This window comes from Streptosporangium sp. G11, assembly GCF_051192615.1.
In the GTDB taxonomy this organism is placed as follows: domain Bacteria; phylum Actinomycetota; class Actinomycetes; order Streptosporangiales; family Streptosporangiaceae; genus Streptosporangium.
In genome coordinates this window covers 203,419-228,775 of sequence record NZ_JBPJUQ010000001.1, presented here as the reverse complement: position 1 = coordinate 228,775, position 25,357 = coordinate 203,419, and the positions used below count along the sequence as shown (strand labels likewise).

The window sequence follows — 25,357 nt, the reverse complement described above, 5'->3', positions numbered from 1 at the left end:
GGTCAAATTAAGAGTTCCGGCGAGTAATCCCGGGAGTGCCGTCAGGAGTCGTTCATATTCGGAACGACTCCTGTCCCCTCCCCGCGGAGAACCCGACACATGGCCCACCTCGACCAGGATTTCCCCTTTCCCTTTTTCGGCGCGGGGGAGGCGAGTTACTACATGTGGGCCGAGGTGCACGTACGCTTCGCCCGGCAGCCCAGCACCTCCCAGCGCGCGGCCATCGTCGACAGCGTCCCGATGCCCCTGCGCGGGGCGCTCGACTGGTGCGAGGGGCGCCAGCTGATGGTGGCCAGCGGCCTGTTCCTGCACGGCGCGGTGGTCCGCTCCTACCCGGCCGCCGACGGCGAGTCCGACCGCATCGGCGACGACGGCTGGCTGTACGCCGCCCCCTCCAGGATCACCGCGCTCAACGCCGACATCGAGAGATGGCTGCTCCGCATCAACCGGGAGTGCCCGATCCTGGCCGCCTACCGCGCGGAAGACCCCGACAGCGGCGGCACCCGCCTGTCGGGCTGGCACGAATGGAGCCTCGCCCGGCTGCCCGGTCTCCTGTCCGAGCTGGAGCCCCTCCTCGACCAGGCCAGCCACGCCACCTCCATGGCCCAGGGCATCATGGCCATGGCCCGGCGCGCCGGAAGCCTGCCCAGGCTTGGCGTCTTCGCCGGAGACATGATCTCCTGGGAGGATGAACCTGCTTGACGACTCCGCGGTCGACGACCGGCTGACCGGCCTGCCCGAGTGGCGGCGCGAGGGCGACGAGATCCGCCGCGAGATCACCGCCACCGACTTCCCGACCGCGATCCGCATCGTGGACGAGATCGCGGTGGAGGCCGAGAAGCTCGACCACCATCCCGACATCGACATCCGCTGGCGCACGCTCCACCTGGCGCTCAGCACGCACAGCGCGGGTGGCCTGACGGAGCTCGACTTCACCCTGGCCGCCCGCATCGACCGGATAGCCTCGGCCAACGCCTGAACCGCCCCTCCGCCGATCATGGGTGATCCGGGACAGGTACGGCGGGAGTTCGGCCGGACGCCGTCCTCGCCCCTCGTGGAGCTCGACGACCTCAGGCTCGCCCGCGCGGGCGTGCGTGTGATCCTGAAGCGCGACGACCTCGTCCACCCTCTCCTGCCGGGCAACAAGTGGCGCAAGCTCAAGTACAACCTGGCGCGGGCCGCCGAGCTGGGCCACGAGACCCTGCTGACCTTCGGCGGCGCCTACTCCAACCACGTGCGGGCCGTCGCCGCGGCCGGGGCCCGCTTCGGGTTCCGGAGCGTCGGCGTCATCCGGGGCGAGGAGCACCTGCCGCTCAACGACGTCCTGGCCTTCGCCGCGGACTCGGGGATGCGGCTGGTCTACATGGACCGCACCACCTACCGCGCCAAGGACACCGCGCCCGTCGTCGAGGCGCTCCGCCGGGAGTTCGGCCGGTTCTACCTGCTGCCCGAGGGGGGCAGCAACGAGGAGGCCGTGCGCGGCTGCGCCGAACTCCCCGGGGAGATCGACGTGCCGTTCGACGTCGTCTGCTGCCCCGTCGGCACCGGGGGCACGCTCGCGGGCATCGCCGCAGGGCTGGCCCCCGGCCGACGGGCCCTGGGCTTCTCGGTCCTGCGGGGAGGGCGGTTCCTGGCCTCCGACGTCGCCAGGCTCCAGACCGCCGCCTACGGCGAGGTGTCGGGCAACTGGGCGATCGACTGCGACTTCCACGCCGGGGGCTACGCCAGACGCGCTCCCGAACTGGACGCGTTCGCCGACGACTTCGCCCGACGGCACGGGATGTCGCTCGACCGGATCTACGTGGCGAAGATGATGTGGGGCATCTTCACCCTGGCGGAACGCGGGGCCTTTCCCGGGAACACCACGGTCGTCGCCGTCGTGACGGGCTCGATGAGGGCGGACCCGCCCCCTCCGGCGACCTCCGCCGCGCTTTCCGGCTCCCGTCCCGCGAGGGCCGGCGCCGATGGGCGTTCCCGGCCCGCAGTGCCCCTGACCCCTCCGCGCGGCGAGGACGCCTCCTTGCGCCCGCCCTGACCCCTCCGCGCGGCGAGGACGCCTCCTTGCGCCCGCCCTGACCCCTTCGCGCGGCGCGGTGCCCCTTGCCCTGTGATGTCCCTCCGCACGGCGAGGACGCCGCCCTGACCCCTTCGGGTGGCGCGGCGCTTGGCCCGCCCCGTGATGTCTCCGCGCGGTGCGGAGGCCCCTGACCTCTTCGCGCGGTGCGGACGCCTCCGGCCGGCCTCCTGACCTCTCCGCGTACGGCGCGGACGCCTGCCGGCCCTGCCGCGGATCTCCGGGGCGGCGTGGCCGAGGGTGGTCAATACCCAGCGTGGTCATATGATTACTCGATATGGTGGGCGCTGCTCTTCTCCGGCCCGGTCAAGGAGATCGTGGATGCGCATTCTGGGAGTTCTCGCCGCCGTCGCCCTGCTCTGCGCGGGCTGCGGTGAGCAGGTCGCCGCACCCCATCCGGCCGGGCACCGCCCGAGCGCCGGGCCGGTCACCACCCCGAGCGCCCCGGGGATCCGCCTCGCCGGGGGTGGCACGTTCGTCAGCCCCGCGCCGCGCGCCTCCGCCATCGTCTACGACGCCAGGCTGGTGCCGGCCGGAGCCTCGGCGCGGGTCACCGTGGAGTCGGGAGCGGTGCTCGCCACCGCCACGGTCACCGTCAGGAGCATGCTCCCCGGGCGGACGTACGGGGCACACCTGCACGTCAACCCGTGCGGTTTCAAACCGGATGACGCCGGGCCGCACTACCAGCACCTTCACACCCACGCGAACGCCAAGAACGAGTTCTGGCTCGACTTCACCACCGACGCCCGGGGTGACGCCGGCGTCACCATCACCCAGGACTGGGCCCTCGTCCCCGGCCGGCTGCCCAGGTCGCTCGTGATCCACGCCGAGCCCACCCGCACCGCCGGTGCCGAGGTGGGCGCCGCCGGTCCCCGCGTCGCCTGTGTCACCCTCACCGAACGTTAGACCCGGCGGCGGGCCCCGTCTCGGGGCCGTGGTCCGTGGCCCCTCGGCGACGTGCCCGCTCTGGACGCCGGGCCGCGTACCTCGCGATCAGGCGTGGCCGGGGCCACGGCGGCCCCGGCCTCCGGGCCCGGCGCCGGGATCCCGGTGCCGGGCCGTGTGGTCCGCGATCAGGAGTGGCCCGCGGGGATGGTGCCGAGGCGGCCCGCCTGGTAGTCCTCGAACGCCTTGGCCAGCTCCGCCTGGGTGTTCATCACGAACGGCCCGTAGTGCGCGACCGGCTCGCCGATGGGGCGGCCGCCGAGCACGATGACCTCCAGGTTGGGGCTGCGGCTCTCCTGGGTGCCGGCCGCCGAGAGCGTGATGGTCTCGCCGTCGGTGCCCAGCCCGGGAAGGCTGCCGAAGCCGTCGAAGACGGCCAGCTGCCCCGACTCGATCGGCTGCCGGTCGCCGCCGACGGTGCCGCGTCCCGACAGGACGTACGCGAGCGCGTTGAAATCCTTGCGCCAGGGGAGCGTCAGCTGGGAACCGGGGCTGAGGGAGGCGTGCAGCAGGGTGATCGGCGTCCGGGTGGAGCCGGGACCGGTGAACTCGCCGACCTCGCCCGCGATGAGGCGGACCAGCGCCCCGCCGTCGTGGCTGCTGAGGAGGACGACGTTGGTCCTGCCGATGTCCTGATACTTCGGCGCGACCATCTTCTCGCTGCCCGGCAGGTTGACCCAGAGCTGGATCCCGTGGAACAGGCCGCCCTTCTGGACCAGCCACTCCGGGGGAGCCTCCTTGTGCAGGATGCCGCCACCGGCCGTCATCCACTGGGTGTCACCGTCGGAGATCGTGCCGCCGCCGCCGTGCGAGTCGGCGTGGTCCATCACGCCGTCGATCATGTAGGTGACGGTCTCGAAGCCCCGGTGCGGGTGCCAGGGGGTGCCCTTGGGCTCGCCCGGCGCGTAGTCGACCTCGCCCATCTGGTCCATCATGATGAACGGGTCGAGATACTGGGACTTGATCGTCGCGAGTGCCTTGCGGACCGGGAAGCCCTCTCCCTCGAATCCGCTCGGCGCGGTGGTGATGGCCAGCACCTGGCGCTCGCGGGCCGCGTTCAGCGGCTGCGGCAGGCGGGGCAGGGTCAGCGGGTTCTCTACGGTCACGGCCGGCATCTTGGGTTCCTTCCTGCGATGTTCGCCGGTGATAACACAGTTGATGTTTCAACTATTCCATGACAGGTGAGGCCGTGGCAACGGAGTGCCACGGCCTCGACGGCGAGCCCGTCCTGCCCGGCGGGCGGGATTACCTCCCGGCGGCCAGCGCGAAGCCGCCCCGGCTCAGCGAGATCAGCTCGGGGACCCTGACCCGCTCGTCCAGCGCGGCGGCGGGGTCGCTGGTCAGCGCGGTCACGACGTAGGTCCTCCCTCCGGCCGAGCGGGCCAGGTACGACAGATCGAGGACCCCCATCTCGGAACCGCCCTTGGCCCAGACCGTCGGCCACTTCCTCTCGCCGAGCTTGAGCCCGAGGTCGTTGGCCGACATCACCGCGCTCACCTGTCCGCTCTCCAGCTTGAGGAGCCCGGCGTAGGCGCGGCAGACGTCGCGGGGCGAGCCGAACCACTCCAGCGTGTCGATCTCCCTGGGCTTCTGCCAGAGGACGATGTCCGACAGCGGCTGCCTGGCGACCGTGTCCTTCAGGTAGGCGCGCTTGCCGGCGGTGTCGAGCGCCAGGTAGGCGCGGGCCTGCGCGGGGTGGTTCACGCCCTTGAGCAGGAAGATCTCGCGGGTGGTGAGGAAGGGGATATTCCGCTCGGGATTGCCCGACCACCGCCGTACCTTGGCCTCCACGGCCTTGCGGCCGACGGTGTGGATCAGGATGTCGGTGGCGGTGTTGTCGCTGATCGAGATCATCAGCTTGGCGGCCTCCCTGACCGTGGTGGTGCTGCCGTCAGGGCGGCCCGTGAGCCCGTCCTCGCCCAGGCTCTTCCACTCGGGCCTGATCGTGAGCTTGGTGTTCCAGCTCAGCCCGCCGTCGCGGATCTTCTGGGCCACGGCGCCCAGCACGTACAGCTTGAAGATCGAGCCCAGCGGCCGGACCGTGTCGGGCGCCACGGCGTGCGCGACGTCGCACCTGCCCCGCGAGTCGATCTCGGCGGCCAGGAAGCCGACCCGGGGGGCGACCTCGCGCAGCCGGGCGTCGAGCTTCTTCCAGCTTCCGGGAGCGGCGGGTATGGACGGCTCGGGGGGCGTCAGCCCGAGCAGGTTGATCTTCCCGTCACCGTCCACACCGAGCTGCAGGGTGAACGCCTGCTCGCCGATCGCCCCGGTCCCGGCCAGCGCGGACGGCGTCTTCTTGGTCAGCTTCTCCAGGCGGAACCCCTTGGCGGCCTTGAGGAAGGCGTTGACGCCGTTGACCGTCAGCGACGAGAGGTAGCCGGAGTTGAAATGCTCCCCGAGCTCGCTCTCCGCCAGCGGCGCCCGGTCCGGCGCGCCGAGGAACCAGCGCAGCTGCCGGCCGGCGGGACTGTCCGGGATCTCCGGCTCGGCGAAGGACCTCCCGGCCGCGAGCCCGGCCGTGGTCGTTCCGGTTGTCACCGCCTCGGCCGTGGCCGTTCCCGCCGTGACCGCGCCGGTTGTCACTGTCTCGGCCGTGGGCGTCCCCGCCGCGACCGCCGACGCCGGGACGGCCAGCGGCAGGGCCATCGCCGGAACGGCCGTGACGGCGACGGCGAGGGCCAGCAGACGCTTCGATCGGTACGGCAACCGCATGAAATACTCCTTCGGATGTTCTCAGGCGTTGCGGCCACCTCCCCGATGGCCCTCATCCGAAACTAGAAAGTGCTCCCGGCTCGCGACACCCGGCGGTCCTCCGTCTCGCGGGTGTGGCGAACCGCACCGGATGTGCGGACAACCCCCTGGACGGCGGAGCCCGCGGCAGGTCACCCTACGTCCCATGACGTCCCCGGCCCCCCGAACCGTTCCGGCACCCGCGGCACCCGCGGCGCCACCGGGCCCGCCGGCGTCCGCCGTCCCGGTCCGCGTCCTCGCCGCGTCCATGGCCGCGGTGTCGGTGGCCGGGATGGTCGCGGGCGGCATGCTGGAGGTCGGCCTGCCCGTGCCGTTCAGCCAGTGGCTGTTCATCGCGGCCTGCGCGATCCTGCCCTCGGTCGGCCTGCTCATCGCGGTCAGGCGCCCCGACAACCCCTACGGCTGGCTGCTGCTGGTCACCGCCGACTGCCTCGGCCTCGGCGGCCTCGGAGTGGGCACCCTGGTGGCGTACGGGGACACCCACGGCCCCCTTGCCGTGGCCGCCGCGCCGCTGGCCTCGCTGTTCCCCGTCTTCTACGGCCTGAGCTGGGTGTTCATCCCGCTGATCTTCCCCGATGGCAGGTTGCCCTCGCCGCGCTGGCGTCCGGTCGCCTGGATCGCCGGGGTGGCGATCCTCCTCCACTGGCTGGGCATCCTGCTGAGCCCCGACGAGGTCTACTCCTCGGCCATCCCGCACGGCAACCCGCTGGGGCTCGAAGGCGCGGCCGGGCTGCTCGCCGCGTCGGTGGGCGGGCTCGGACAGCTGACGGTCTTCCTCGTGGCGCTGTCGGTGCTGGTCTCCCTCGTGCTGCGCGGGCGGCGCGGGCCCCTCGTCGAACGCCGCCGCCTCCGCTGGATGATCCTCGGGTTGGTGGCCGCCCTGGGCGGCTCCGTGATGACACTGATCGCCGGGCAGGGGGGCCATGCGGTGAGCTGGGTCGGCGTCGTGACCGCGGTGGCCGCGCTGCCCGCGGTGATCGCCGCCGCCGTGTTCCGCCACAACCTGCTCGACATCCGGGTGGGGATCAGGGGTTCCAGGTTTTTCCTGATCTTCGACCTCAGGCCGACGGTGGACGAGCTCCTGACAGAGCTCGGGCCGGGCCTGGAGGAGGCGGAGCCCGTGGAGCAGCTGGGAAGGCTGGCGGGGGCCGTGCGGGCGGGCCTGGAGACGCGGTGGGCCGCCGTGACGCTCGCGGACGGCACGCGGGTGGTGGCGGGCAGGGAGGACGGCGGGGCGGTGCTCACCGTCCCGGCGGGGCTGGGGCACATCGCCTGCGGTCCCAAGGTCGTGGGGCGTTTCAACGCCGAGGACCGCAGGCTGCTCGGCTCGCTCGCGGTGCCGATCGGGCTGGCGATCCAGAGCGCCGGGCTGGCGGCACGCCTGGTCAACGCGCAGGAGGCCGAGCGGCGGCGGATCGAGCGCAACATCCACGACGGGGTACAGCAGCAGCTCGTCGCGCTGATCGCGGGGCTGGAGCTGGCCCGCGCCACCGGCGGCGGTTCCGGCAGCCTGGCGCTCCTGCGCGAGCAGGCCCGCCAGGCACTCACCGACCTGCGGGAGCTGGCGGCGGGCATCCACCCGTCCGTGCTCAGTCAGGGCGGCCTGGCCGAGGCGGTCGAAGAGCGCTGCTCGCGGCTGCCGGTGGCCACGACCGTGACGGTCGATCCGGCGCTGCGCTCGCGGCGCTTCTCCGACGAGGTCGAGGGGGCCCTGTACTTCACGGTCAGCGAGGCCGTCACCAACGCGCTCAAGCATGCCGAGGCCTCCAGGATCGAGGTGCGGCTGTCCTGGTCCGGCGGGCGCCTGCGGGCCGCGGTCTCCGACGACGGCAGGGGCTTCGAGCGGGGCGAGCCCGGCCGCGGCGGCCTGGGCGCGCTGGCCGACCGGATGGCCGCGCTGGGCGGCGGCCTCGACGTCTCCTCGGCGCCCGGCGGGGGCACCCTGGTCGGCGCCTGGGTTCCCGTGTCGGGCTGACGTGCCGGGTTCCGTGTCGGGCTGATGGGCCGGGTTTCCGCGCTGGGCTGACGTGCCGGGTTCCGTGCCGGACTGATGGGCCGGGCCGATGGGCCGGGCTGACGGGCCGGTGGCGGGTCAGCCGAAGACCGCGGGCGGGGGTACGGGGATGACCACGGCGTCCCCGTCGTTCAGCGGGCGGGCTCCGGCGATGAAGTTGACGATGTCCTCGCCGTGCACGCAGCGGGCCTGCGTGAGGCCGCCCGCGGCCCTCCGGGTCAGGTCGGAGACGGGCAGGGGCATCCGGGAGGCGGCGACGATGAGGTTGCCGAAACGGCGCCCCCGCATGACGCCGGGTTCGGCGAGCAGCACCACCTGAGGGAAGGTGCCGCGGACGGTGGCGAGCACCCGGCGGGTGAAGGCCAGCCCCTTGCCGTCGGCGACGTTGATCAGCATGGTGCCGCCCGTGCGCAGGACGCGGGCGACGTCCCCCATGTACTCGGAGGTGGCCAGCTCGATCGGCATCGTGGCACCGCTGAAGGCGTCCAGCACGAGCAGGTCGGCCGAGGCGTCGCCGAGTCCGGCGGTGGCGGTACGGCCGTCGAGGATCCTGACCTTGAGCCGGGGCACCGACTTCAGCCGGAGCTGGTCCCTGACGAGCTGGACGAGCCCCTCGTCCGGCTCGGCGACGATCTGCCGGGACCCGGGGCGGGTCGCCGCGACGTAGCGGGGCAGGGTGCAGGCGCAACCGCCCACGTGCACGGCGTCCAGCGGGCCCTCGTCGAGGAGGTCGATGACGTCGGCCATCAGCCGCACGTACTCGAAGTCGAGGTAGGTGGCGTGGTCGAGGTCGACGTACGACTGTGGCACGCCGTCCTTGGAGATCACCCAGCCGGAGGGCCGGTCGAGGTCCTGCAGGAGATCGACCTCGCCGAAGGTCACCGGATACCGTCCCGGCATCGGCCCCTGCACTTCCCGCCTGCCCATCGGTTTGATCCTCTTTTCCCTGATGTGAACCCGAGGGAGAAACCATATGCGCAGTCGCGAGCGGTTGGCGGCGTGTAGGGCAGATCACAACCTACGATCGAGTAACTTACGCTACCGTAGGTTTATGGCCACGATCACCGCCGAAACGCTCGCAGAGTCCGTCAAGCCGCGTCTTCGCGGCTGGTTGCACGCCGGAGCGCTGCCCGTGGCGCTCGTCGCGGGGTTCGCCCTCGTCGCGCTGGGCCCCACCCTGGAGGCCAGGCTCGCCGCCGCGATCTACGCGATCACCTCCGGCCTGCTCTTCGGCATCTCGGCCACCTACCACCGGGGGACGCTCTCCCCACGCCTGGAACAGGTGCTCCGGCGCCTCGACCACGCCAACATCTACCTGATCATCGCGGGCACCTACACCCCGTTCGCGCTGCTCGCCCTGGACGGGGTGGCCAGCGCGGTGGTGCTCGGCGTGGTCTGGACCGGCGCGATCGCCGGGGTCCTCTTCCGGGTGCTGTGGATCGGAGCTCCCCGGTGGCTCTCGACCGCGCTCTACATCGGCCTCGGCTGGACGGCCGTCTTCGTGCTGCCCCAGCTCGTGGGGGGCGCGGGGGTGGTCGCGGTGGCCCTGCTCTTCCTCGGCGGGGTGCTCTACACGGCGGGAGGGGTCGTGTACGGCCTGCGCCGGCCCAACCCCTCCCCCCGGTGGTTCGGCTTCCACGAGGTCTTCCACGCCTTCACCGTCGCCGCCTACCTGGCGCAGTACGTGGCGGTCTCGCTGGTGGTCTACGCGGCCGCGTGAGGCGCCGCCGGGTGTCTCCCGTACGGCTTCGGCCATCCAGGCCATCCAGCCCATCCGGCCCGCTCTGCCTGCCCGGTCCGCTCGGTCCGCGCAGTCCGCGCAGTCCGCGCAGTCCGCTCGGCCTGCTCTGCCTGCCCGGTTCGCTCTGCCCGTTCAGCTCGCGGCGAGGGCGAGGCGCCGGGTCGCGAGCTCGGCGTAGAGCGCGGCCCCATCGGGCAGCACCGCGTCGTCGAACCTGGCCTCGGGGGCGTGGTTGTAGGCGGCCCTGCCCGGATCGAGGTCCGCGGGGCAGGCGCCGAGCCCCACGAAGGCCGACGGCACCTGGTCGCAGACGAACGAGAAGTCCTCGGAGCCGGTGAAGGGCTGGGGAGCCTCGAAGAAGCGCCGCTCGCCGTAGACCTCGCGGATGGCCGAGCCCACGAAGCCGGCCTCGGCACCGTCGTTGACCGTGACCGGGTAGCTCACCACGTAGTCGGCGTCCACCTCCAGCCCGTGTGCCGCCGCGATGCCCTTCACCAGGGTCACCGCCCGTTCCTGGACGCGCTCGTGCGCGGCGGATGAGAACGACCGGATCGTGGCCTCGAAACGGGCCTCCTCGGGGATCACGTTGTCGACGCTGCCCGCGTGGAAGCTGCCGACGGTGACGACCACGGGGTCGAACACGTCGAATCCGCGCGTCACCATGGTCTGCAGCGCGGTCACCATCTCGCACGCCGCGGGGATCGGGTCTTTGGCGCGGTGCGGTGAGGCGCCGTGGCCCCCGGCGCCGCGCACGGTCACCGTGAACCGGTCCGCGGCGGCCATGATCGGGCCGCTCCTGGTCACGAAGACGCCCTGGGGGATCATCGAGCTGATCACGTGCAGGGCGTAGGCCGCCACCGGGCGCTCGCCCGTCACGTCCAGCACGCCCTCGTCGATCATGATCTCCGCGCCGCCGGGACCCTCCTCGCCGGGCTGGAACATGAAGACCACGTTCCCCGCGAGCCGGTCGCGGCCGGCGGCCAGCAGGTGCGCCGCGCCCGCCAGCATGGTGGTGTGCAGGTCGTGGCCGCAGGCGTGCATCCGCCCGGCCATCCGCGAGACGACCGCCGCGTCGCCGCGCTCGGAGACCGGCAGGGCGTCCATGTCGCCCCTGAGCAGCACGGTCGGGCCCGGCAGGGAACCGCGCAGCACGGCGGTGATCGAGCTCAGCCCCGTGCCGAGCCGCACCTCCAGTGGCAGGCCCGACAGCGCCGTCAGCACCTTCTCCTGCGTGCGTGGCAGGTCGAGGCCCAGCTCGGGCTCCCGGTGCAGGGCGTGCCGGAGGCGGACCAGCTCGTCCCGCATGTCGGCTGCGGATTCGCGAAGGGACATCGGGCATCCTCCTGGCAGTCATACGGCTTATCAAACGATAGGCCGATTTGACCAGCTTGTGGTCTCAGGAAAGGTGATCTCCGGGAAGAAAGGCGGTCATATGGGAGAAGAGTGGATCAAGCGGTCTCAGTGCCTGGTTTGTCCATGCCCGGGTCGCGCGCATGCAAGAAAATATTCACAAGGATCGGCCTTTGTGCGTAATGTCTCCGTGTAGATGCGTAAACGACGGGGGATCATCTTCTCGGACCACCGTGGAGGGGACATGGACGTTCATGGCCGTCTCGCCCGTCATATGCTCGTCGACGGCTACCGGCTCGTGCTGGATCTCGAACGGAGCCGGGGTTCCCGGCTCGTCGACGCCCGTAGCGGCCGGAGTTACCTGGACTTCTACACCTTCTTCGCCTCGGCCCCGCTCGGGGTGAACCCGTTCGACGACGATCCGGAGTTCCTGGCGCTGCTCGGCAGGGTCGCCGCGAACAAGCCCGCCAACTCCGATCTCTACACCGTCCACCTCGCCGACTTCGCCGAGACGTTCGCTCGGGTGCTCGGTGATCCCGAGCTGCCGCACCTGTTCTTCGTGGAGGGCGGCGCCCTCGCCGTGGAGAACGCGCTGAAGTGCGCCTTCGACTGGAAGAGTGGCCTCAACGCCTCGCGGGGGCGCTCCCCTGAGCTCGGCACCAAGGTTCTCCACCTCACCCGTGCCTTCCACGGGCGCAGCGGCTACACGCTCTCGCTGACGAACACCGACCCGATCAAGACCGACCGCTTCCCGAAGTTCGACTGGCCCAGGATCGAGGTGCCCGCGATCCATCTCGGCGACGTCGAGGCGGCCGAGGAGCGATCCCTGGCCGCGGCGAGGGCCGCCTTCGAGCGCCACCCCCACGACATCGCCTGTTTCATCGCCGAGCCCATCCAGGGCGAGGGCGGCGACAACCACATGCGGGCGGAGTTTCTCCTCGCGATGGAACGGCTCTGCCACGAGCACGACGCCCTTCTCGTCATGGACGAGGTGCAGACCGGCGCGGGGACCACCGGAACGCCGTGGGCGTACCAGCAGCTGGGACTGCGTCCCGACATCGTGGCCTTCGCCAAGAAGGTCCAGGTGGGCGGGATCATGGCGGGCCGCAGGGTCGACACGGTGCCCGGCAACGTGTTCCAGGTCAGCGGCAGGATCAACTCCACCTGGGGCGGCGGGCTGGTCGACATGGTCCGCTCCCGCCGGATACTGGAGATCGTGGAGCGCGACGGCCTGATCCCGCGCGCGGGCAGGCTCGGCGCCGAACTCCTCGCGGCGCTGACGGAGATCCAGTCGCGTTTCCCCGAGCTGGCGGAGAACGCGCGCGGGCGCGGCCTGATGTGCGCCTTCGACCTGCCGGACGCCGTGGAGCGCGATCTCCTGGTGGCCCGGCTCAGGGAGGAGGAGGGCGTGCTGGTCCTGCCCTGCGGCGAGCGGTCGGTACGGTTGCGCCCGGCGCTCTCGATCACTCCGGAGGAGCTGGAGGAGGGCACGTCCGCCATCGCCCGCGCGCTGGAGGCCTCCCGCTGCCTGCGGCTCTCCGCCTAGCGGTGCCGTCTTTCGCCCCGGGACGCGACTCACCGCGCGGTGATCCCGCACGCCGGTGCCGCGAGCTCTCACGCGGTGGTTCCGCACGCCGGTGCCGAGCTCTCTCGTACGGTGGTCCCGTACGGCGGTGCCGCGAGCTCTTTCGCACGGCGGTCCCGCGAGCTCTCTCGCACGGTGGCGCAGGGTTCCTCGCGCCGGTGGAGGCGCTAGTAGTGCTGCGGTTCCTCGCGTGCGGCCCGTTCCAGCCACAGGTCGATCGCGGTGACCCGCGAGTCGACGCCGAGCTTGGCGTATATCCGGTTCACATGGTTCTTCACGGTCTTCTCGCTCAGGAACAGGTGCTGGGCGATCTGCCCATTGGAGCGACCCGTCGCGATCAGTTCCATGACCTCGGTCTCACGCCTGCTCAGACCCGTCACGACTCTGGGCTCTGCGTCGAACGGGGCATCGTCGACTCTCATCCGGCCTCCGTGGCTGCAACACGGTCAGGTCGCCGAAACCCCCGATCCTAACGGCGTAGCGATAGCAGCGAGCATAACCTGCAATATCCACTTTTGGTGGGTAGTGGGGCCGGAAATGCAGAACGGCCGGTCCCTGGGGACCGGCCGTTCTCGTGGGGTGAGTGAGGGGACTTGAACCCCCGGCATCTAGGACCACAACCTAGCGCTCTGCCAACTGAGCTACACCCACCATCGCCGCCGCAGCAGCACATGAAAAGTGTAGCGGTCTTTGGGAGTCGTTTCGTACCGGGTTTCTCGCGAAACGCTCAAGAGCTGTGCGTGGACACGCCCTCGGCCAGCTCCCTGGCGGTGGCGGAGTCGGGACCCGGCTGGGGCACGAAGACCGCCGCGCGGTAGTAGCGCAGCTCCCGGATGCTCTCGACGATGTCGGCCAGCGCCCGGTGGCCGCCCTGCTTCTCGGGCGAGGCGAAGTAGGCCCGGGGGTACCAGCGCCGGGCCAGCTCCTTCACCGAGGAGACGTCGATCATCCGGTAGTGCAGGAACCCGTCCACGGCGGGCATGTCGCGGGAGAGGAACGACCGGTCCGTGGAGATGGAGTTGCCGCACAGCGGGGCCTTCTTCGGCTCCCGGATGTGGCTCCTGATGTATTCGAGCACCATGGACTCGGCCTCGGCCAGCGTGACACCGCCCTCCAGCGCGTCGAGCAGGCCGGAGGCGGTGTGCATCTCCCGCACCACCTCCGACATCTGCTCAAGGGACTCGGGCGGGGGCTTGATGACCACGTCCACACCCTCGTCAAGCTGATTCAGCTCGCCGTCGGTGACCACGCAGGCCACCTCGACAAGCGCGTCACGGCCAAGGTCGAGCCCGGTCATCTCACAGTCGATCCAGACCAGCAGGTCACTCATAGCCCTCAGGGTAGTACTCACTTCATGGGAGCTTGAATGACTTGATCACCTTGTCCGCTACGGATATGTCTAGATTGTCCGGTACGGAGACGTAGGCCAGCGCCGGACGGCTGCCCTCGCCACGGTCGACGATCAAGAACGCGGCCCGCTCCTGCTTCCACTTCCAGCCGTTGGCCTGGGCCTGCTCGGAGAAGTCCAGGTCGAAGACGAACAGCCAGGCGTCCTTGCCGCTGACCTTGACGGCCTTGTCCTCGATGATCTTCCGGGTGTGCGGGGGGCTGTAGAAGGCGGGCTCCACGACCTGAAGCAACGTCGCGGCGACCGAGCGCAGGCTGCCGACGCCCTGGTAACCGTACTGATCGGGAAGCTCGCCGGTCAGCACGTTGCCGAGCCAGTCGTTGCCCTTGCCGTCGAAGTTCTCCTGGGCGACGGCGACGGCCGCGCTGCTCCAGACGAACCCGAGCCCGCCGCCGACGGTGGGGGGCACCTCCCAGGGGCCGTCGGGCATCTCGTACGACAGGCCGGTCACCGGGTCCGTGACGCGCCCGTCCACCGCCTTGGGCGGCGCGCTCCCCGAGGGCGCGGGTGTCGCCTCGGGAGTCGGCTCCGGGCTGGGCTCCAGGCTCGCCGTGGGAGGCGGTGTCCGGGGCGCTGTGGACTCGGCGGCCTTGTTCCCGCGACCGGGGTTGATCAGGTACATCGCGGCGACCACGATCACGACGATCAGGACCAGCGCGCCGCCGCCGCCCAGGATCCACGGGAGGGGGCTGCTCTTGCGCGGCGGCGGCCCGGACGGGTAGCCGCCGTACGGCGGGAGGGGCATCTGCGCCGTGTCGCCGTTCGGCGGCCCGGCGGCCCACTGCGGCTGTCCCGCGCCCGCAGGTCCCTGCGCGGGCTGCCGGTGCGCGGACGAAGGGGGCCACTGGCCGGTGGGCCCCACCCCGTGGGGTCCCTCCGGCGCGGGAGGCGGCCCCATCTGCTGGGGGCCGGGTCCGGCCGGATGCGGCCCTGTCCGCTGGGGGCCGGGTCCTGCGAGGTGTGGCTGGTGTGAGGGGCCGGTCTGCGGTCCCTGCGCCGCGCCCTGGCCGGCGGGGGCGTCCGTCTGATGGGTGGCGTCGGTCCACTGAGTGCCGTCCCACCACCGCAGCAGCGGCGAGCCGTAGGGATCGGGGTACCAGCCGGATGGGGTCTGCGTGGTCATGGCCGCCAGAGTAGTAAGAACGGCTTTGTGGTGCATTGTGGACCTTGGTGATCACTCATGAACACTTGTAGGTGAAGGTGGCTTTGTCCTGGAGCTTCTTTCCCTCGGGGACCGGAGAGAGCAGCTGCAGGGTGGCGGTCCCCTTGAAACTTCCCTCGCCCTTGACCGTCCACTCCAGGCTCACCTCGTGCGAGGCCGTCCCCGACGCGATCCGGTCGGTCTGCGCGATCGGCTCCTTGCGGTCGCTCCGCTTCCACTGGTAGCGGACCTCCCCGCCCGCGCCGTTGGTGGACAGCACGCCGGTGATCTTGACCGTCGTGTCGCATCCCTGCGCCTTCCTCGGGGCGCTGACGTCCACCTTCGTCACTTCAAGGGGAGCCGCCGAGCCCCGGAACAGCCAGAGCGCCAGCGCGCCCACGATCATCAGGGCGAGGATCGCCGAGGCGATGACCGTACGGCCGCGCCCGCGCCGCGCGCGGGGGGCCGGGCCGGCGCCGAGCCTGCCGGAGGGCAGCTCGGTCTGCTGCTGGTCCCGGCCGGCCCGCCAGAGCTGGGCGGCCGTGGTCTCCGACGGCACCCCGGGGCCGAACCGCATGACCACGTCCTCGGGCCGGCGCTCGCCCCCCTCGGGGACGCGCGGGTCGCCGGTCCCCGGAACGCGCGGATCGCCGGCCCTCGGGACGTGCAGCAGGGTGACGATCTCCCCCTCGTCGGGGGCGGACCGCGCGGGCACCGGATGCCCGCCCAGGGTGGGCGCCTCGTACGCCGGCCACCGGTGCAGGGTCTCCACGAGCCTGTCGCGGGTGGTGAACCCGGACGGCAGGACGTCGCGCCCGGCCAGCAGCACGTCGCGCGCGGGAGCGAGTCCCCTGATGGAGGCCGTCGCCGCCGCCCTCTCCAGCAGCCCGGCGGCCCCGCGGTCGGCCGAGGCCCAGGTCGCGGCCAGTCCCCGGGCGAGCGACGCCCAGGCCGCCACGTCGCGTTCCGGTGCGGGAGGGCGGCCCAGCAGGGCGTCGGCCAGCCCCCGCTCCGCGAGCAGCGCCGACCCGTCCGGGGCGATCACCACGGTGCCCGGGTGGAGCTCCCCGTGGGCGAGCCCGGAGGCGTGCACGGCCAGCAGGGTCTGCGCGGTCTCCACCAGGATGGTGGCGGCGCTGCCCGCGTCGGGCCGGGACGACCCGGGTGGGCCGGACGAGAGCAGGTCGCCCACCGTCGGGCCGACCGGTTCCGAGGTGATCAGCCAGACCTCGTCCCGGGCCGTGATGAGGTCGGCGACCGGGACCAGTCCGGTCATGCCGCTCTGCGCGAGCCTGCGGTCGGCGATCACGGCCACGATCAGCCGCTCACGCGCCGCGGGATCGGCGACCAGCCGCGGATCGAACCTGAGCGCGCTCCCCGCCCGCCCGTCGGCCGCGACGGCCGACGACCAGACTCCCAGGTCGTCGACCCATGTACGACCGGTCAGCCGGAACCCGGCGACGCCCCCTCGATCAGTGCTCATGAGTTGTCATGATCGCGATCGCTCCCCTGTCTACCGGCGTTTCCGGTGCCGTCCCGCCATGCCGCGCTTGACGGCCAGTGTGAACGGTACGGCACCGCTCGTCACCAGGCCCAGCGCGAGGAACGCCGTGGGGGTCGCCTCGGCGGACGGCAGGGGCGAGGTGGTGAGCCTGGGAGGCGGCGAACCGGTGCCCGGTGAGGAGGAACCCGTGTCGGTGGGAGAGGGCTCCGTGGTCGGCTCCGGCGTCCGGGTCGGCCCCGTCGTCGGCTGAGTGCGGGTGGGGGTGGCGGTCGGCTGGGTCGGGGTGGCCGACGGGGGCCTGGTCGTGGGGCGGTCGGTGTTGCGGGGGCCGTCGAGGGTGGCGCTCTCCTCCGACGTGGGCGTCGAAGACGGCGTCTGCGTCGGTTTCCTCGTCGGCCGGGTGGTGGGCCTTCTGGTGGGTCTCGCCGACGGTGTGGGCGTCGCGGCCGCCGACGTCGCGGTGGGCGCCACCGGGAGAAGGCCCGAGGTGGCGGTGGTGCTCGGGGTCGGTGTCGGTGTCGGGGTGGGCGTGCCCGCGGACGGCGACTCCTCCGCCGGCTCGTCGATCTCGTCCTCGGGGATGACCGTCTCCAGCGGGTCCGAGGGGGTCGGGCTCTGCGAGGTGACGGAACTCTGCGACTGGATCTCCGTGGAGTCGCCGGAGCCGACCAGCACCGCGGTCAGGCCGCCGATCACCGCGATACAGCTGACGCCGACGAGGATCTTGACGCTCAGCCTGCTGATCGAGGAGGTTCTCCCCCCGTCGTCGTCGCCACCGTCGAGCTCGGTCATGGCCAGCGAGGTGTCGGCTCCGGGGACGGGCGCGTCGAGCGGGAACATCGCGGCCAGCAGCCCGGCGATCCCGGCCAGACGGCGCCGGCCGCGCTCCTGCCAGTCGGCGCCGTAGGCGTCGGCGGCCACCGCCTCCAGTTCGGTGAGGAACGCGCTGGCGGTCGGCGGCCGGTCGGCGGGGTGCTTGGCCAGGCCGCGCTCGACCAGCCCCTGCAGGGCGGGGGGCACCTGCTCGACCGGCGGCGGCATGGCCTGGTGCTGGCGGGCCAGCGCGGCGATGTTCGTGGCCCGGAAGGGGCGGGTGCCGGTGAGGCACTCGAAGAACACGACCGTGGCGGCGTAGACGTCGGTGGCGGGCCCGGCGGGCCCGCCCATCCACTGTTCGGGAGCCATGTAGGGCGGCGTGCCCGCGGGGACGTCGCCGTCGCCGGAGCGGACCGCGATGCCGAAGTCGACGAGCTTGCTCCTCCCGTCGGCCTCCACCATCACGTTCTCGGGCTTGAAGTCGCGGTGCACCACGCCCGCCGAGTGCGCGGCGGCCAGCCCCAGGAGCGAGCCCTTGAGCACGAGCAGCGCCGCCTCGGGACCGGTCGGCCCCTCCGAGCGCAGCAGCGCCCGCAGGGCGACGCCGTTGACCAGTTCCATGACGATGGCCGCGCCGTCGCCGGTCTCGACGTAGTCGTACAGCCGGACGGAGTGCGGGGTGCTCAAGGTGTTGAGCACCCGCGCCTCGTGCCGGAAGCGCGCCACGAATCCGACGTCGCTCCTGAGCTCCTCGGACAGATACTTGATCGCCACCATGATGCCGTCGGCGTCGTGCCGGGCCATCACCACACGCCCGGCCGCACCGGCGCCCAACTCGCGGATCTCGGTGTATCCGGGGACTCGCCAGGCCGATGGCGTGCCGTACATAACGGTCTCCTCAGTTGTCTGGGCCCCCACCCATAACAGACGGACCGCAGCTTAGCGATAGATAAACACATTCCGCTCATTAATCACGAATCGGCTTTGTAGGGGGACCTGATCAGTGGTTATCCGCTACGAGCGGCCCGACCCCGTCGCCGGGGGAGGCGTGACCGAACTCCCGGGCTTCGGTCTTGGGCCGCGGGGGGCCGGAGGTTTCGCGGTGGCCCGCACGGTGCGGGTGACCGTCGCCTCCGGCCCGGGGCGCGGGGTGCGGGTGACCGTCGGTCTCGGCGTGGGCTTCGATGTGGGCCTCAGTGTGGGCTTCGATGTGGGTCTTGGCGTGGGCGCGGCCGTCCTGGTCACCGTCGGGTCCGGCCTCGGCGTGCGTGTCGGCCCGGCGCACGGGGAGGTCTCACCGCTCGCGCCGCTCGTGCGGCCCGAGGGGAGGCCGGTCACCACCACGTTCCAGGCGGCTCCGCATCTCACCCGGGGGAAGCCGAACCTGACCGTGCGCGAGTAACTCGTCGCCCCCGACAGCGGCACGACCGTCCTTCGTACGGCCTGACCGGCGCGGAAGACCACGCGCAGGCGCACCTGCCTGGCGTTCGCGGTGTCGACCGAGACCGCGACCAGGGCCGCGCCCCGCGCGTTGACACGGGCTCGCACCACCTCCACCCGGCGCACCCCCGCCTCCGGCGGCGCGGTGGAGGGGCCGGTCGTCGGCGTCGGCGTCGGCGGTGGCATCGGCGGGGAGGCGGACGGCGGGGGTGTCGGGCCACCGGACGTGCCGGTGGGGGCGGGAGCACCCGTCTCCCCGGCGGTGGGACCGGTCGAGGGGGTGCTCTCGCCGGTGGGCTCGGACGACGAGGCCGGTCTCGTGGGGGAGGAGGTCTCCCCGGCGGAGGGAACGGGAGGCGAGGCGGTTCCCGCGGACGAGGAAGGGGGGAAGGCCGCGGAGGAGGGCGCGGGCAGGGACGGCGGCACCGGGCTCCGCGCGCCGGGCGAGGGCGGCACGGGCGGCGCCGCGGCGGCCACGTCGATCCTGTGGGGTCGCTCGGGCCGCCCCGAGGTCAGGGCGTACACGCCGGCGCCGCCCGCGATCAGCATCACCCCCGCGGCACCCAGCGCCACACCTGCGGACCTCGACCGCAGCGTGCCCAGCACCGTCCTGAACAGCGTGGTCCCGGCCACGGGCGCGGGGGCGCCGAGCGGGAACAGCAGGGGGAGCAGCGCCGCCAGGGCGGCCAGCCGGGCCCGCCCGCGCTCCTCCCACTCCTGCCCGTATCCCGAGACCGCGGCGCTCTCCAGCTCCGCCAGGAACTCCCCGGCGGTCGCCGGCCGGTCGCCGGGCCTCTTGGCCATGCCCCTGGCGACCAGGGACCTGACCGGCTCGGGCACCTCGTCCACCGGGATCGGCGCGGTCATGTGCTGGTGCATCAGCACCACCCGCTCACCGGAGCGGTACGGGCGATGCCCGGCCAGGCACTCGAAGAAGACCGCCGTCGCGGCGTAGACGTCGGAGGCGGGGGTGGCGGGGGCGCCCGTCCACTGCTCGGGCGCCATATAGGGCGGGGTGCCCGCGGCCCGGCCGCCCTCTCCGGCCCGCACGGCGATGCCGAAGTCGACCAGCTTGCTGGTGCCCGTGGCCTGGACGAGCACGTTCTCCGGCTTGTAGTCGCGGTGCACCAGCCCGGTCCCGTGAGCGGTGGCCAGCCCCGCCAGCGAGCCCTTGAGCACGGCCAGCGCCGCCTCGGGCCCCGTCGAGCCGTGCTCGCGCAGCAGCTCGCGCAGGGAGACGCCGTCGACGGCCTCCATGACGATGGCGGCGCCTCCCGGCGCCTCCACGTACTCGTACAGCCGGGCCACGTTCTCGTCCGCCAGCTCCACCAGGAGCCTGGCCTCCTCGCGGAAGCGGGCGAGGAAGGCCGGGTCGTCCCTGAGCCACTCGGCCAGGTATTTGATCGCCACCTGGGTGCCCGACTCGTCGTGGCGGGCGAGGACCACCCGCCCGCCGCCGCCCGCGCCGAGCTCGCGCAGCTCGGTGTAACCGGGGGGTGTCCAGCCGATGGCCGTCATGGCCGCCTCCATGGTCGCGGGGCCGGGGATAGGGGCCTCGACATGGAGACGCGTGGCGCGCGGGGCGGGTTTGCCGGGAAGATTTACCGAACGGGTATGGTTCGCGACGCGATGTGCTCGGGTACGGCCAGATCCCCGGTCATCGCGGGGTCGGGCTCGGGGGTTCCCCAGACCTGGTGGAGCGGCAGGACCCCGGCCCAGATCGGCAGCCCGTAGTCCTCCTCGTCGTCGACCGGCGGGCCCTGGCGCACCTTCACCGACGCCTCGGAGAGGGAGAGGGCGAGCACCATGGTCGCGGCGAGCTCCTTGCCGGTGGGCCTGCGGGTGGCGTCCCACTGGCCGGGGGCGAGCTGCTCGGTGATCGCCCGCAGCCCCGCCAGGCGCTCCTCGGCGTCCTCCACCCGGCGGGGACGGCCGTAGACCACGGCGGAGCGGTAGTTGACCGAGTGGTGGAAGGACGAGCGGGCCAGCACGACGCCGTCCACGTGGGTCACCGTGACGCAGACCTCGTCCGCGTTGCGCAGGGAGGTCGCGCCGGTGGAACCGTGCAGATAGAGGGTGTCGCCGATCCGGCCGTAACCGGTGGGGACGACCATGGGGGAGCCGTTGGCCACGACGCCCAGGTGGCAGACCAGCCCGGCGTCCAGCACCGCGTACAGATCCTCGCGGGAGGTCCGGCCCCTGTCCTTCGCGCGGTTGAGGGTGGTGCGGGGAGTCGTAGAGAGCATGGCACTAACCTAAAGAGAAGTGGATATCGGGAACACGTCCACTCTCGCGCCCTTACAGGAGACCACTTTGCCGCGCCCCTCCGTCGACCTGCCCGTATCGGTGGACCGCGAGGCCGGTACGGCGCTCGCCGTCCAGCTCGGCGATCATCTCAGGGACGCCATGCGCGGCGGCACCCTCACCTCGGGGGAGCGCCTGCCCTCCACCCGCGCCCTCGCCCGCCAGCTCGCGGTCAGCCGCACCGTCGTCACCGAGGCCTACCAGCAGCTGTACGCGGAAGGCTGGCTCGAAGGACGCCACGGCTCGGGCACCTACGTGGCCGACATGCCGGTTCCCGCAGGAGGGCGGGGGAACCCGAGGGCCCCCGCGCCCGTGAACGGGCACGTCCCCGCCTCCCCGTTCGTGCCCGTTGTTCCCATGCCGGCCGGCGGGAACGGGAACGGGAGGGCGCCGGGGGTGATCGACCTGCGCCCGGGGCGGCCGTGGGTCCACGACTACGACAGGGCCGCCTGGCGCAGGGCCTGGCGGGGGGCGGCCGACCTGCCGCCGGCGAGCGACCCCGACCCCCGTGGCCTGCCCAGGCTGCGCGCAGCCCTGGCCGAGCACCTCCGCAGGACCAGGGCGATCCCCGTGGGGCCGGAGAACGTCATGGTCACCCGGGGCACCGGCAACGGGCTCGACCTGGTCGCCGCCACCCTCCTGCGGCCCGGTGACCGGGCGGGCGTCGAGGAGCCCGGCTACCGCGTCGCCAGGAACGTCTTCGGCGGGCGGGGCGCCGAGATCGTGCCCTGCCCGGTCGACGAGGACGGCGTCGTCGTCGACGGCCTCCCCGACGACCTGCGCGTCCTGTACACCACTCCCGCCCACCAGTACCCCCTCGGCGGGCGCCTGCCCATCCCGCGCAGGGAACGCCTCCTCGCCTGGGCCCGCCGCACCGGCGCGATCGTCGTGGAGGACGACTACGACGCCGAGTTCCGCTACGACGTCGCCCCGCTGCCCGCCCTCCACGGCCTCGGCCCCGATCAGGTGGTGCTGCTGGGCAGCCTGAGCAAGGCCCTGACGCCCGACGTCGGCGTCGGCTGGCTGGTCGCCCGCCCGAGCTTCGTCGAGGCCCTCGCCGTGACCAGGGACGCCCTGGCCGACCGCACGAGCGGTCCGGCCCAGCAGGCGGTGGCGGTGCTCCTGGAGAAGGGGGACCTTGACCGGCACCTGCGCCGGATGCGCCTGGAGTACGCGCGCCGCCGCGCCGTGGTCGTCGACATCCTCGGCTCCAGGGTCACGGGCGACACCGCGGGCCTGCACGTCATGGTGGAGCTGCCCGAGCACGCGGTCGCGCCTCTGGTCGAGGCCGCCCACGCCCGGGGCGTGCTGCTCGACTCGATGGCCCGCCACTACTACGGGCCGCGGCTGCGGCACGGCCTGGTGATCGGCTACGGCTCCGCGTCGCGCGCCGACGTCAGGCGGGGCGTGTCGGTGGTCGCCGAACTGATCGGCTGACCGGCCCGCCGGCCGCCCGGTCCGCGGTGCGGATCACCGGGACGGTCAGCGGGGCGGGCGGATCGCGGCGTCGGCCGTGTGAATTCCCGGGGTTCACCCGGTCACCGGGCCGGGGTGGATCGCGGCGTCGGCCGTGTGAACCCCCGGGGGCACCCGGTCACCGGGCCCGCCGGGCGTGGAAGGACCGTTCCCACGCCGCGGCGGAACGGCTCACGGTTGCAGGGACGTTCGCAGACGGCCGTACGTCTTGAGCGCGCGGTCGGCGGTGGTGCGCAGGAGCGGGCTGGCCAGGACCGTGCCACGCGCCTTGCGCGCCGGCACCCGCAGCATCCAGTGGACCCCGGCACCGGGGCTCAGGCGGGCGACCCGGCCCTCCGCGACCTCGTACTCGCCGTTCTTGAGCTTCTCCTTGTACTCCTTCTCGCCGCGGCCCATGTCGATGACCTCGATCCCGGCGTCGGCGGCCTTCTCGGCCATGGCCAGGTGGTGGATCAGGCCGGGGGAGTACTTCGCGAAGGAGGTGTCGTAGGCGGGGAACCAGCCCGCGAGGGTGGTGGCGGTGCGCAGCCCGAAGTGCCCGGCGACCGGTCGGCCGTCCGCGTACAGCATGTCGAGGACCCCGCCGAAGTGCTCGGTGTCGGTGGCGAGGAACCGCTCGACCAGCTCCACGATCCACGGCCGGGCGAACCGGTCGGTGCGGCCGGTGCGGCGGTACTGCTCGGTCTTCCAGCCGAGCAGCGTGCGCAGCGGCGCCAGGTCGGTGGTGGCGTAGTCGTGCCGGAGCGGCCCGACGTCGCGCTGGAGCTTGCGGCTCTTGTACGCCGTCGAGCGGTAGGTCTTGCCGGAGGTCACCTTGATCGTCTCGATGTACGGCTCGAAGCCGTCGCGCAGATCGATGATCGGCGAGGGGTGCCTGCCGTGCCCCGGCTGGAGCAGCGGCTGCCCGGCGATCAGGTGGTCGAACTCGTAGACGGCCAGGCCGCACGCCCTGATCAGCCGTTGCGCGTCGATCTCCACGTCCTTGGCGTGCACCAGCCCCTGCGCGTCGGTCAGCCCCGCGGCGACGGGCATGCCGATGCCCATCGGGTGGCGTTCGAAGGGGAAGAAGCCCACCACGTCCGCCCCCTCGTGCAGCACCGCCACCCGGACGCGTTCCTGCAGTGCGCCGACGGTGACGGTGAATTCCGGCGACAGGAACGGGGTGTCGAAGGCGGGGTCGGCGCCCTGGAGGCTTCTCCATCGGTCGATGTCGGCCGGGCCGAGGTCACGGGGCTGAACGATTGAGACGCGCATGAGCTCCTACTGGGATGTGCGGGTTCCCCTACGGCATCCTGTGAAGGATGCCGTAAAGCCCAAGCATGCTGGTAGGCACGTAATGTAACGATAAAGGACGGAAGCGAGCGCGGGTGGCGACCGGCGCAACGTTTCGGGATCTCATTGGGCGACCCCGACTGGCGCCGCCGACCCGAGTGACGTTCTAATTGGTGGCTATGAGCACCCCTGGCATCGACTGGCCGCACCTTGTCGGATGGATCGCGGCCAATGTCCCCGGCACCGGTGAGCCTACCGGGGTCTCCCTGATCGCGGGCGGCAGATCCAACCTGACGTACGTCGTCGAGACCCCCGGGCGCCGCCTGGTGCTGCGCCGGCCGCCGCTGGGGCACGTACTGCCGACCGCCCACGACATGAGACGCGAGTGGCGGGTGATCTCGGCGCTCGCGCCGACCTCGGTCCCCGTGCCCGAGCCGGTCGCCTTCTGCGACGACCCGGACGTGATCGGGGCGCCCTTCTATCTCATGGGGCACGTGGACGGCGCGGCCGTGCGGACCCAGGAGGACGCCCTGGGGCTCACCCCCGGCCAGACCCGGCGGCTGTCGGAGCGGCTGGCCGAGGTGCTCGCCGCGATCCACGCGATCGACTACGAGAAGGTGGGGCTGAAGGACTTCGGGCGTCCCGAGGGATACATGGCCCGCCAGCTGGAGCGCTGGGGACAGCAGTGGGAGCGGTCGAAGACCGCCGAACTGCCCGCGTACGACCGCCTGGTGGCCCGCCTGCGCGAGCGCCTGCCCGTGCGCTCCGCCTCGACGCTGGTCCACGGCGACTACCGGCTCGACAACACGCTCGTGCGGCTCTCCCCGGACCCCGACATCCTCGCCGTCGTCGACTGGGAGATGTCCACGCTCGGCGACCCCCTGGCCGACCTCGGCCTCACCCTCACCTACTGGCAGGACCCCGGCGACGAGGAGCGCGCCTCGGTCCCGGTCGCGGCGGGCGTCACCGTGGCCCCGGGTTTCCTCACCGCCCGCGAGTTCGCCGCCCACTACGCCAAGGTCTCCGGCGCGGACCTGTCCGACCTGGATTTCTACGTGGCCTTCGGCAACTACAAGCTCGCCGTCATCGTGGAGGGCATCCACGCCAGGTTCAAGCAGGGCAAGACCGTCGGCGAGGGCTTCGAGCACATCGGCGCCGCCGTCCCCACGCTCGTCGACCGGGCCCTGAGGATCCTGGGAGACTGAAAACCCCCGGCGGTCCCTCCGCTCGCGCCGCCGGGCCGAGGGGCGCGCGGGCGGCCCGGTGGCCGGACGCCGGAAGCCGGGCGGGAACTACCGTAGAAGTTTCAAGTGCCATGCAAGTCGTCATGGATACGCTGGCGACGCGGCCGGTAACGCTTGCCTGTGAACCATGTACGGGCACCGTCACGTCCGATGCCGCTATGGAACGCTACATTCGTTGACCTGCGAGGATTGAGGAACCGGTGATACCGACTAACGGACGGCACCAGCGACGGCGCCCGGCCTGGCCGGTCGCGCTGGGGGCGATGATTGTGACGGCGGCGCTCGTGGTCGG

21 protein-coding genes and 1 tRNA gene are annotated in these 25,357 nt (G+C 72.2%); 9 read left to right on the top strand and 13 right to left on the bottom strand.

The window, feature by feature from the left end:
* The first annotated feature begins 99 nt into the window (after window positions 1-99).
* The 4 genes from ACSDR0_RS01090 (at window position 100) to ACSDR0_RS01075 (ending at window position 2,980) form a co-directional block, all read left to right on the top strand.
* On the top strand, window positions 100-702 hold the full coding sequence (locus ACSDR0_RS01090) for a hypothetical protein (protein ID WP_435286781.1): 603 nt from the start codon (window positions 100-102) through the stop codon (window positions 700-702).
* Window positions 689-979, top strand: coding sequence for a 4a-hydroxytetrahydrobiopterin dehydratase (locus tag ACSDR0_RS01085; RefSeq protein WP_435286780.1), 291 nt, complete (start codon window positions 689-691; stop codon window positions 977-979). Before ACSDR0_RS01090 ends, ACSDR0_RS01085 begins: the two co-directional genes overlap by 14 nt.
* Before the next feature lie 18 nt (window positions 980-997).
* The gene (locus tag ACSDR0_RS01080; protein ID WP_435286779.1) at window positions 998-2,035 is read left to right on the top strand and encodes a 1-aminocyclopropane-1-carboxylate deaminase/D-cysteine desulfhydrase; all 1,038 of its coding nucleotides are present in this window, start codon (window positions 998-1,000) and stop codon (window positions 2,033-2,035) included.
* 360 nt (window positions 2,036-2,395) lie between these two features.
* Complete coding sequence (locus tag ACSDR0_RS01075; protein ID WP_435286778.1) at window positions 2,396-2,980, top strand: superoxide dismutase family protein; 585 nt, start codon at window positions 2,396-2,398, stop codon at window positions 2,978-2,980.
* Between the two features lie 167 nt (window positions 2,981-3,147).
* Here the strand turns inward: ACSDR0_RS01075 and ACSDR0_RS01070 are convergent, their stop codons facing one another.
* Together ACSDR0_RS01070 and ACSDR0_RS01065 are read right to left on the bottom strand one after the other, a co-directional pair.
* Entirely contained in the window at window positions 3,148-4,134 is a 987-nt protein-coding gene (locus ACSDR0_RS01070; RefSeq protein ID WP_435286777.1) for a pirin family protein, read from the bottom strand.
* A gap of 130 nt (window positions 4,135-4,264) precedes the next feature.
* Entirely contained in the window at window positions 4,265-5,731 is a 1,467-nt protein-coding gene (locus tag ACSDR0_RS01065) for a serine hydrolase (protein WP_435286776.1), read from the bottom strand.
* Between the two features lie 184 nt (window positions 5,732-5,915).
* On the opposite strand from ACSDR0_RS01065, the gene ACSDR0_RS01060 reads away from it, so the two are divergent.
* A complete protein-coding gene (locus ACSDR0_RS01060) occupies window positions 5,916-7,745 on the top strand; it encodes a sensor histidine kinase (RefSeq protein ID WP_435286775.1) in 1,830 nt (609 codons plus the stop codon).
* 117 nt (window positions 7,746-7,862) lie between these two features.
* Here the strand turns inward: ACSDR0_RS01060 and ACSDR0_RS01055 are convergent, their stop codons facing one another.
* Complete coding sequence (locus ACSDR0_RS01055) at window positions 7,863-8,711, bottom strand: spermidine synthase (RefSeq protein ID WP_435286774.1); 849 nt, start codon at window positions 8,709-8,711, stop codon at window positions 7,863-7,865.
* 124 nt (window positions 8,712-8,835) lie between these two features.
* On the opposite strand from ACSDR0_RS01055, the gene trhA reads away from it, so the two are divergent.
* Window positions 8,836-9,504, top strand: coding sequence for a PAQR family membrane homeostasis protein TrhA (gene trhA, locus ACSDR0_RS01050; RefSeq protein ID WP_435286773.1), 669 nt, complete (start codon window positions 8,836-8,838; stop codon window positions 9,502-9,504).
* A gap of 153 nt (window positions 9,505-9,657) precedes the next feature.
* Here trhA and ACSDR0_RS01045 read toward each other — a convergent pair whose 3' ends face one another.
* Window positions 9,658-10,857: a M20 metallopeptidase family protein gene (locus tag ACSDR0_RS01045; protein ID WP_435286772.1), complete on the bottom strand. Its 1,200-nt coding sequence runs from the start codon at window positions 10,855-10,857 to the stop codon at window positions 9,658-9,660.
* Between the two features lie 262 nt (window positions 10,858-11,119).
* Between ACSDR0_RS01045 and lat the strand changes: the two genes are divergently transcribed.
* Complete coding sequence (lat, locus tag ACSDR0_RS01040; protein ID WP_435286771.1) at window positions 11,120-12,421, top strand: L-lysine 6-transaminase; 1,302 nt, start codon at window positions 11,120-11,122, stop codon at window positions 12,419-12,421.
* A 206-nt stretch (window positions 12,422-12,627) separates the two neighbouring features.
* Here the strand turns inward: lat and ACSDR0_RS01035 are convergent, their stop codons facing one another.
* The 8 genes from ACSDR0_RS01035 to ACSDR0_RS01000 all read right to left on the bottom strand — a co-directional run bounded on the left by ACSDR0_RS01035 (window position 12,628) and on the right by ACSDR0_RS01000 (window position 21,015).
* On the bottom strand, window positions 12,628-12,882 hold the full coding sequence (locus ACSDR0_RS01035) for a helix-turn-helix domain-containing protein (RefSeq protein ID WP_435286770.1): 255 nt from the start codon (window positions 12,880-12,882) through the stop codon (window positions 12,628-12,630).
* Window positions 12,883-13,035: 153 nt separating this feature from the next.
* Window positions 13,036-13,111 (bottom strand) — tRNA-His (locus ACSDR0_RS01030).
* Window positions 13,112-13,187: 76 nt separating this feature from the next.
* The gene (gene orn, locus ACSDR0_RS01025; protein WP_435286769.1) at window positions 13,188-13,790 is read right to left on the bottom strand and encodes an oligoribonuclease; all 603 of its coding nucleotides are present in this window, start codon (window positions 13,788-13,790) and stop codon (window positions 13,188-13,190) included.
* Window positions 13,791-13,812: 22 nt separating this feature from the next.
* Window positions 13,813-14,991, bottom strand: a complete 1,179-nt coding sequence (locus ACSDR0_RS01020; protein WP_435286768.1) for a DUF2510 domain-containing protein — start codon at window positions 14,989-14,991, stop codon at window positions 13,813-13,815.
* Between the two features lie 55 nt (window positions 14,992-15,046).
* A complete protein-coding gene (locus ACSDR0_RS01015) occupies window positions 15,047-16,492 on the bottom strand; it encodes a hypothetical protein (RefSeq protein WP_435286767.1) in 1,446 nt (481 codons plus the stop codon).
* Between the two features lie 30 nt (window positions 16,493-16,522).
* Window positions 16,523-18,217, bottom strand: coding sequence for a protein kinase domain-containing protein (locus ACSDR0_RS01010; protein WP_435286766.1), 1,695 nt, complete (start codon window positions 18,215-18,217; stop codon window positions 16,523-16,525).
* 126 nt (window positions 18,218-18,343) lie between these two features.
* The gene (locus ACSDR0_RS01005; protein ID WP_435286765.1) at window positions 18,344-20,287 is read right to left on the bottom strand and encodes a protein kinase domain-containing protein; all 1,944 of its coding nucleotides are present in this window, start codon (window positions 20,285-20,287) and stop codon (window positions 18,344-18,346) included.
* A gap of 83 nt (window positions 20,288-20,370) precedes the next feature.
* Window positions 20,371-21,015, bottom strand: a complete 645-nt coding sequence (locus tag ACSDR0_RS01000; protein ID WP_435286764.1) for a pyridoxamine 5'-phosphate oxidase family protein — start codon at window positions 21,013-21,015, stop codon at window positions 20,371-20,373.
* 67 nt (window positions 21,016-21,082) lie between these two features.
* On the opposite strand from ACSDR0_RS01000, the gene ACSDR0_RS00995 reads away from it, so the two are divergent.
* Window positions 21,083-22,510, top strand: a complete 1,428-nt coding sequence (locus tag ACSDR0_RS00995) for a PLP-dependent aminotransferase family protein (protein ID WP_435286763.1) — start codon at window positions 21,083-21,085, stop codon at window positions 22,508-22,510.
* A 210-nt stretch (window positions 22,511-22,720) separates the two neighbouring features.
* Here the strand turns inward: ACSDR0_RS00995 and ACSDR0_RS00990 are convergent, their stop codons facing one another.
* Complete coding sequence (locus tag ACSDR0_RS00990) at window positions 22,721-23,803, bottom strand: GNAT family N-acetyltransferase (RefSeq protein ID WP_435286762.1); 1,083 nt, start codon at window positions 23,801-23,803, stop codon at window positions 22,721-22,723.
* A gap of 197 nt (window positions 23,804-24,000) precedes the next feature.
* Here ACSDR0_RS00990 and ACSDR0_RS00985 point away from each other — a divergent pair, with 197 nt between their 5' ends.
* Window positions 24,001-25,026, top strand: a complete 1,026-nt coding sequence (locus tag ACSDR0_RS00985) for a phosphotransferase family protein (RefSeq protein ID WP_435286761.1) — start codon at window positions 24,001-24,003, stop codon at window positions 25,024-25,026.
* Window positions 25,027-25,357 lie beyond the last annotated feature (331 nt).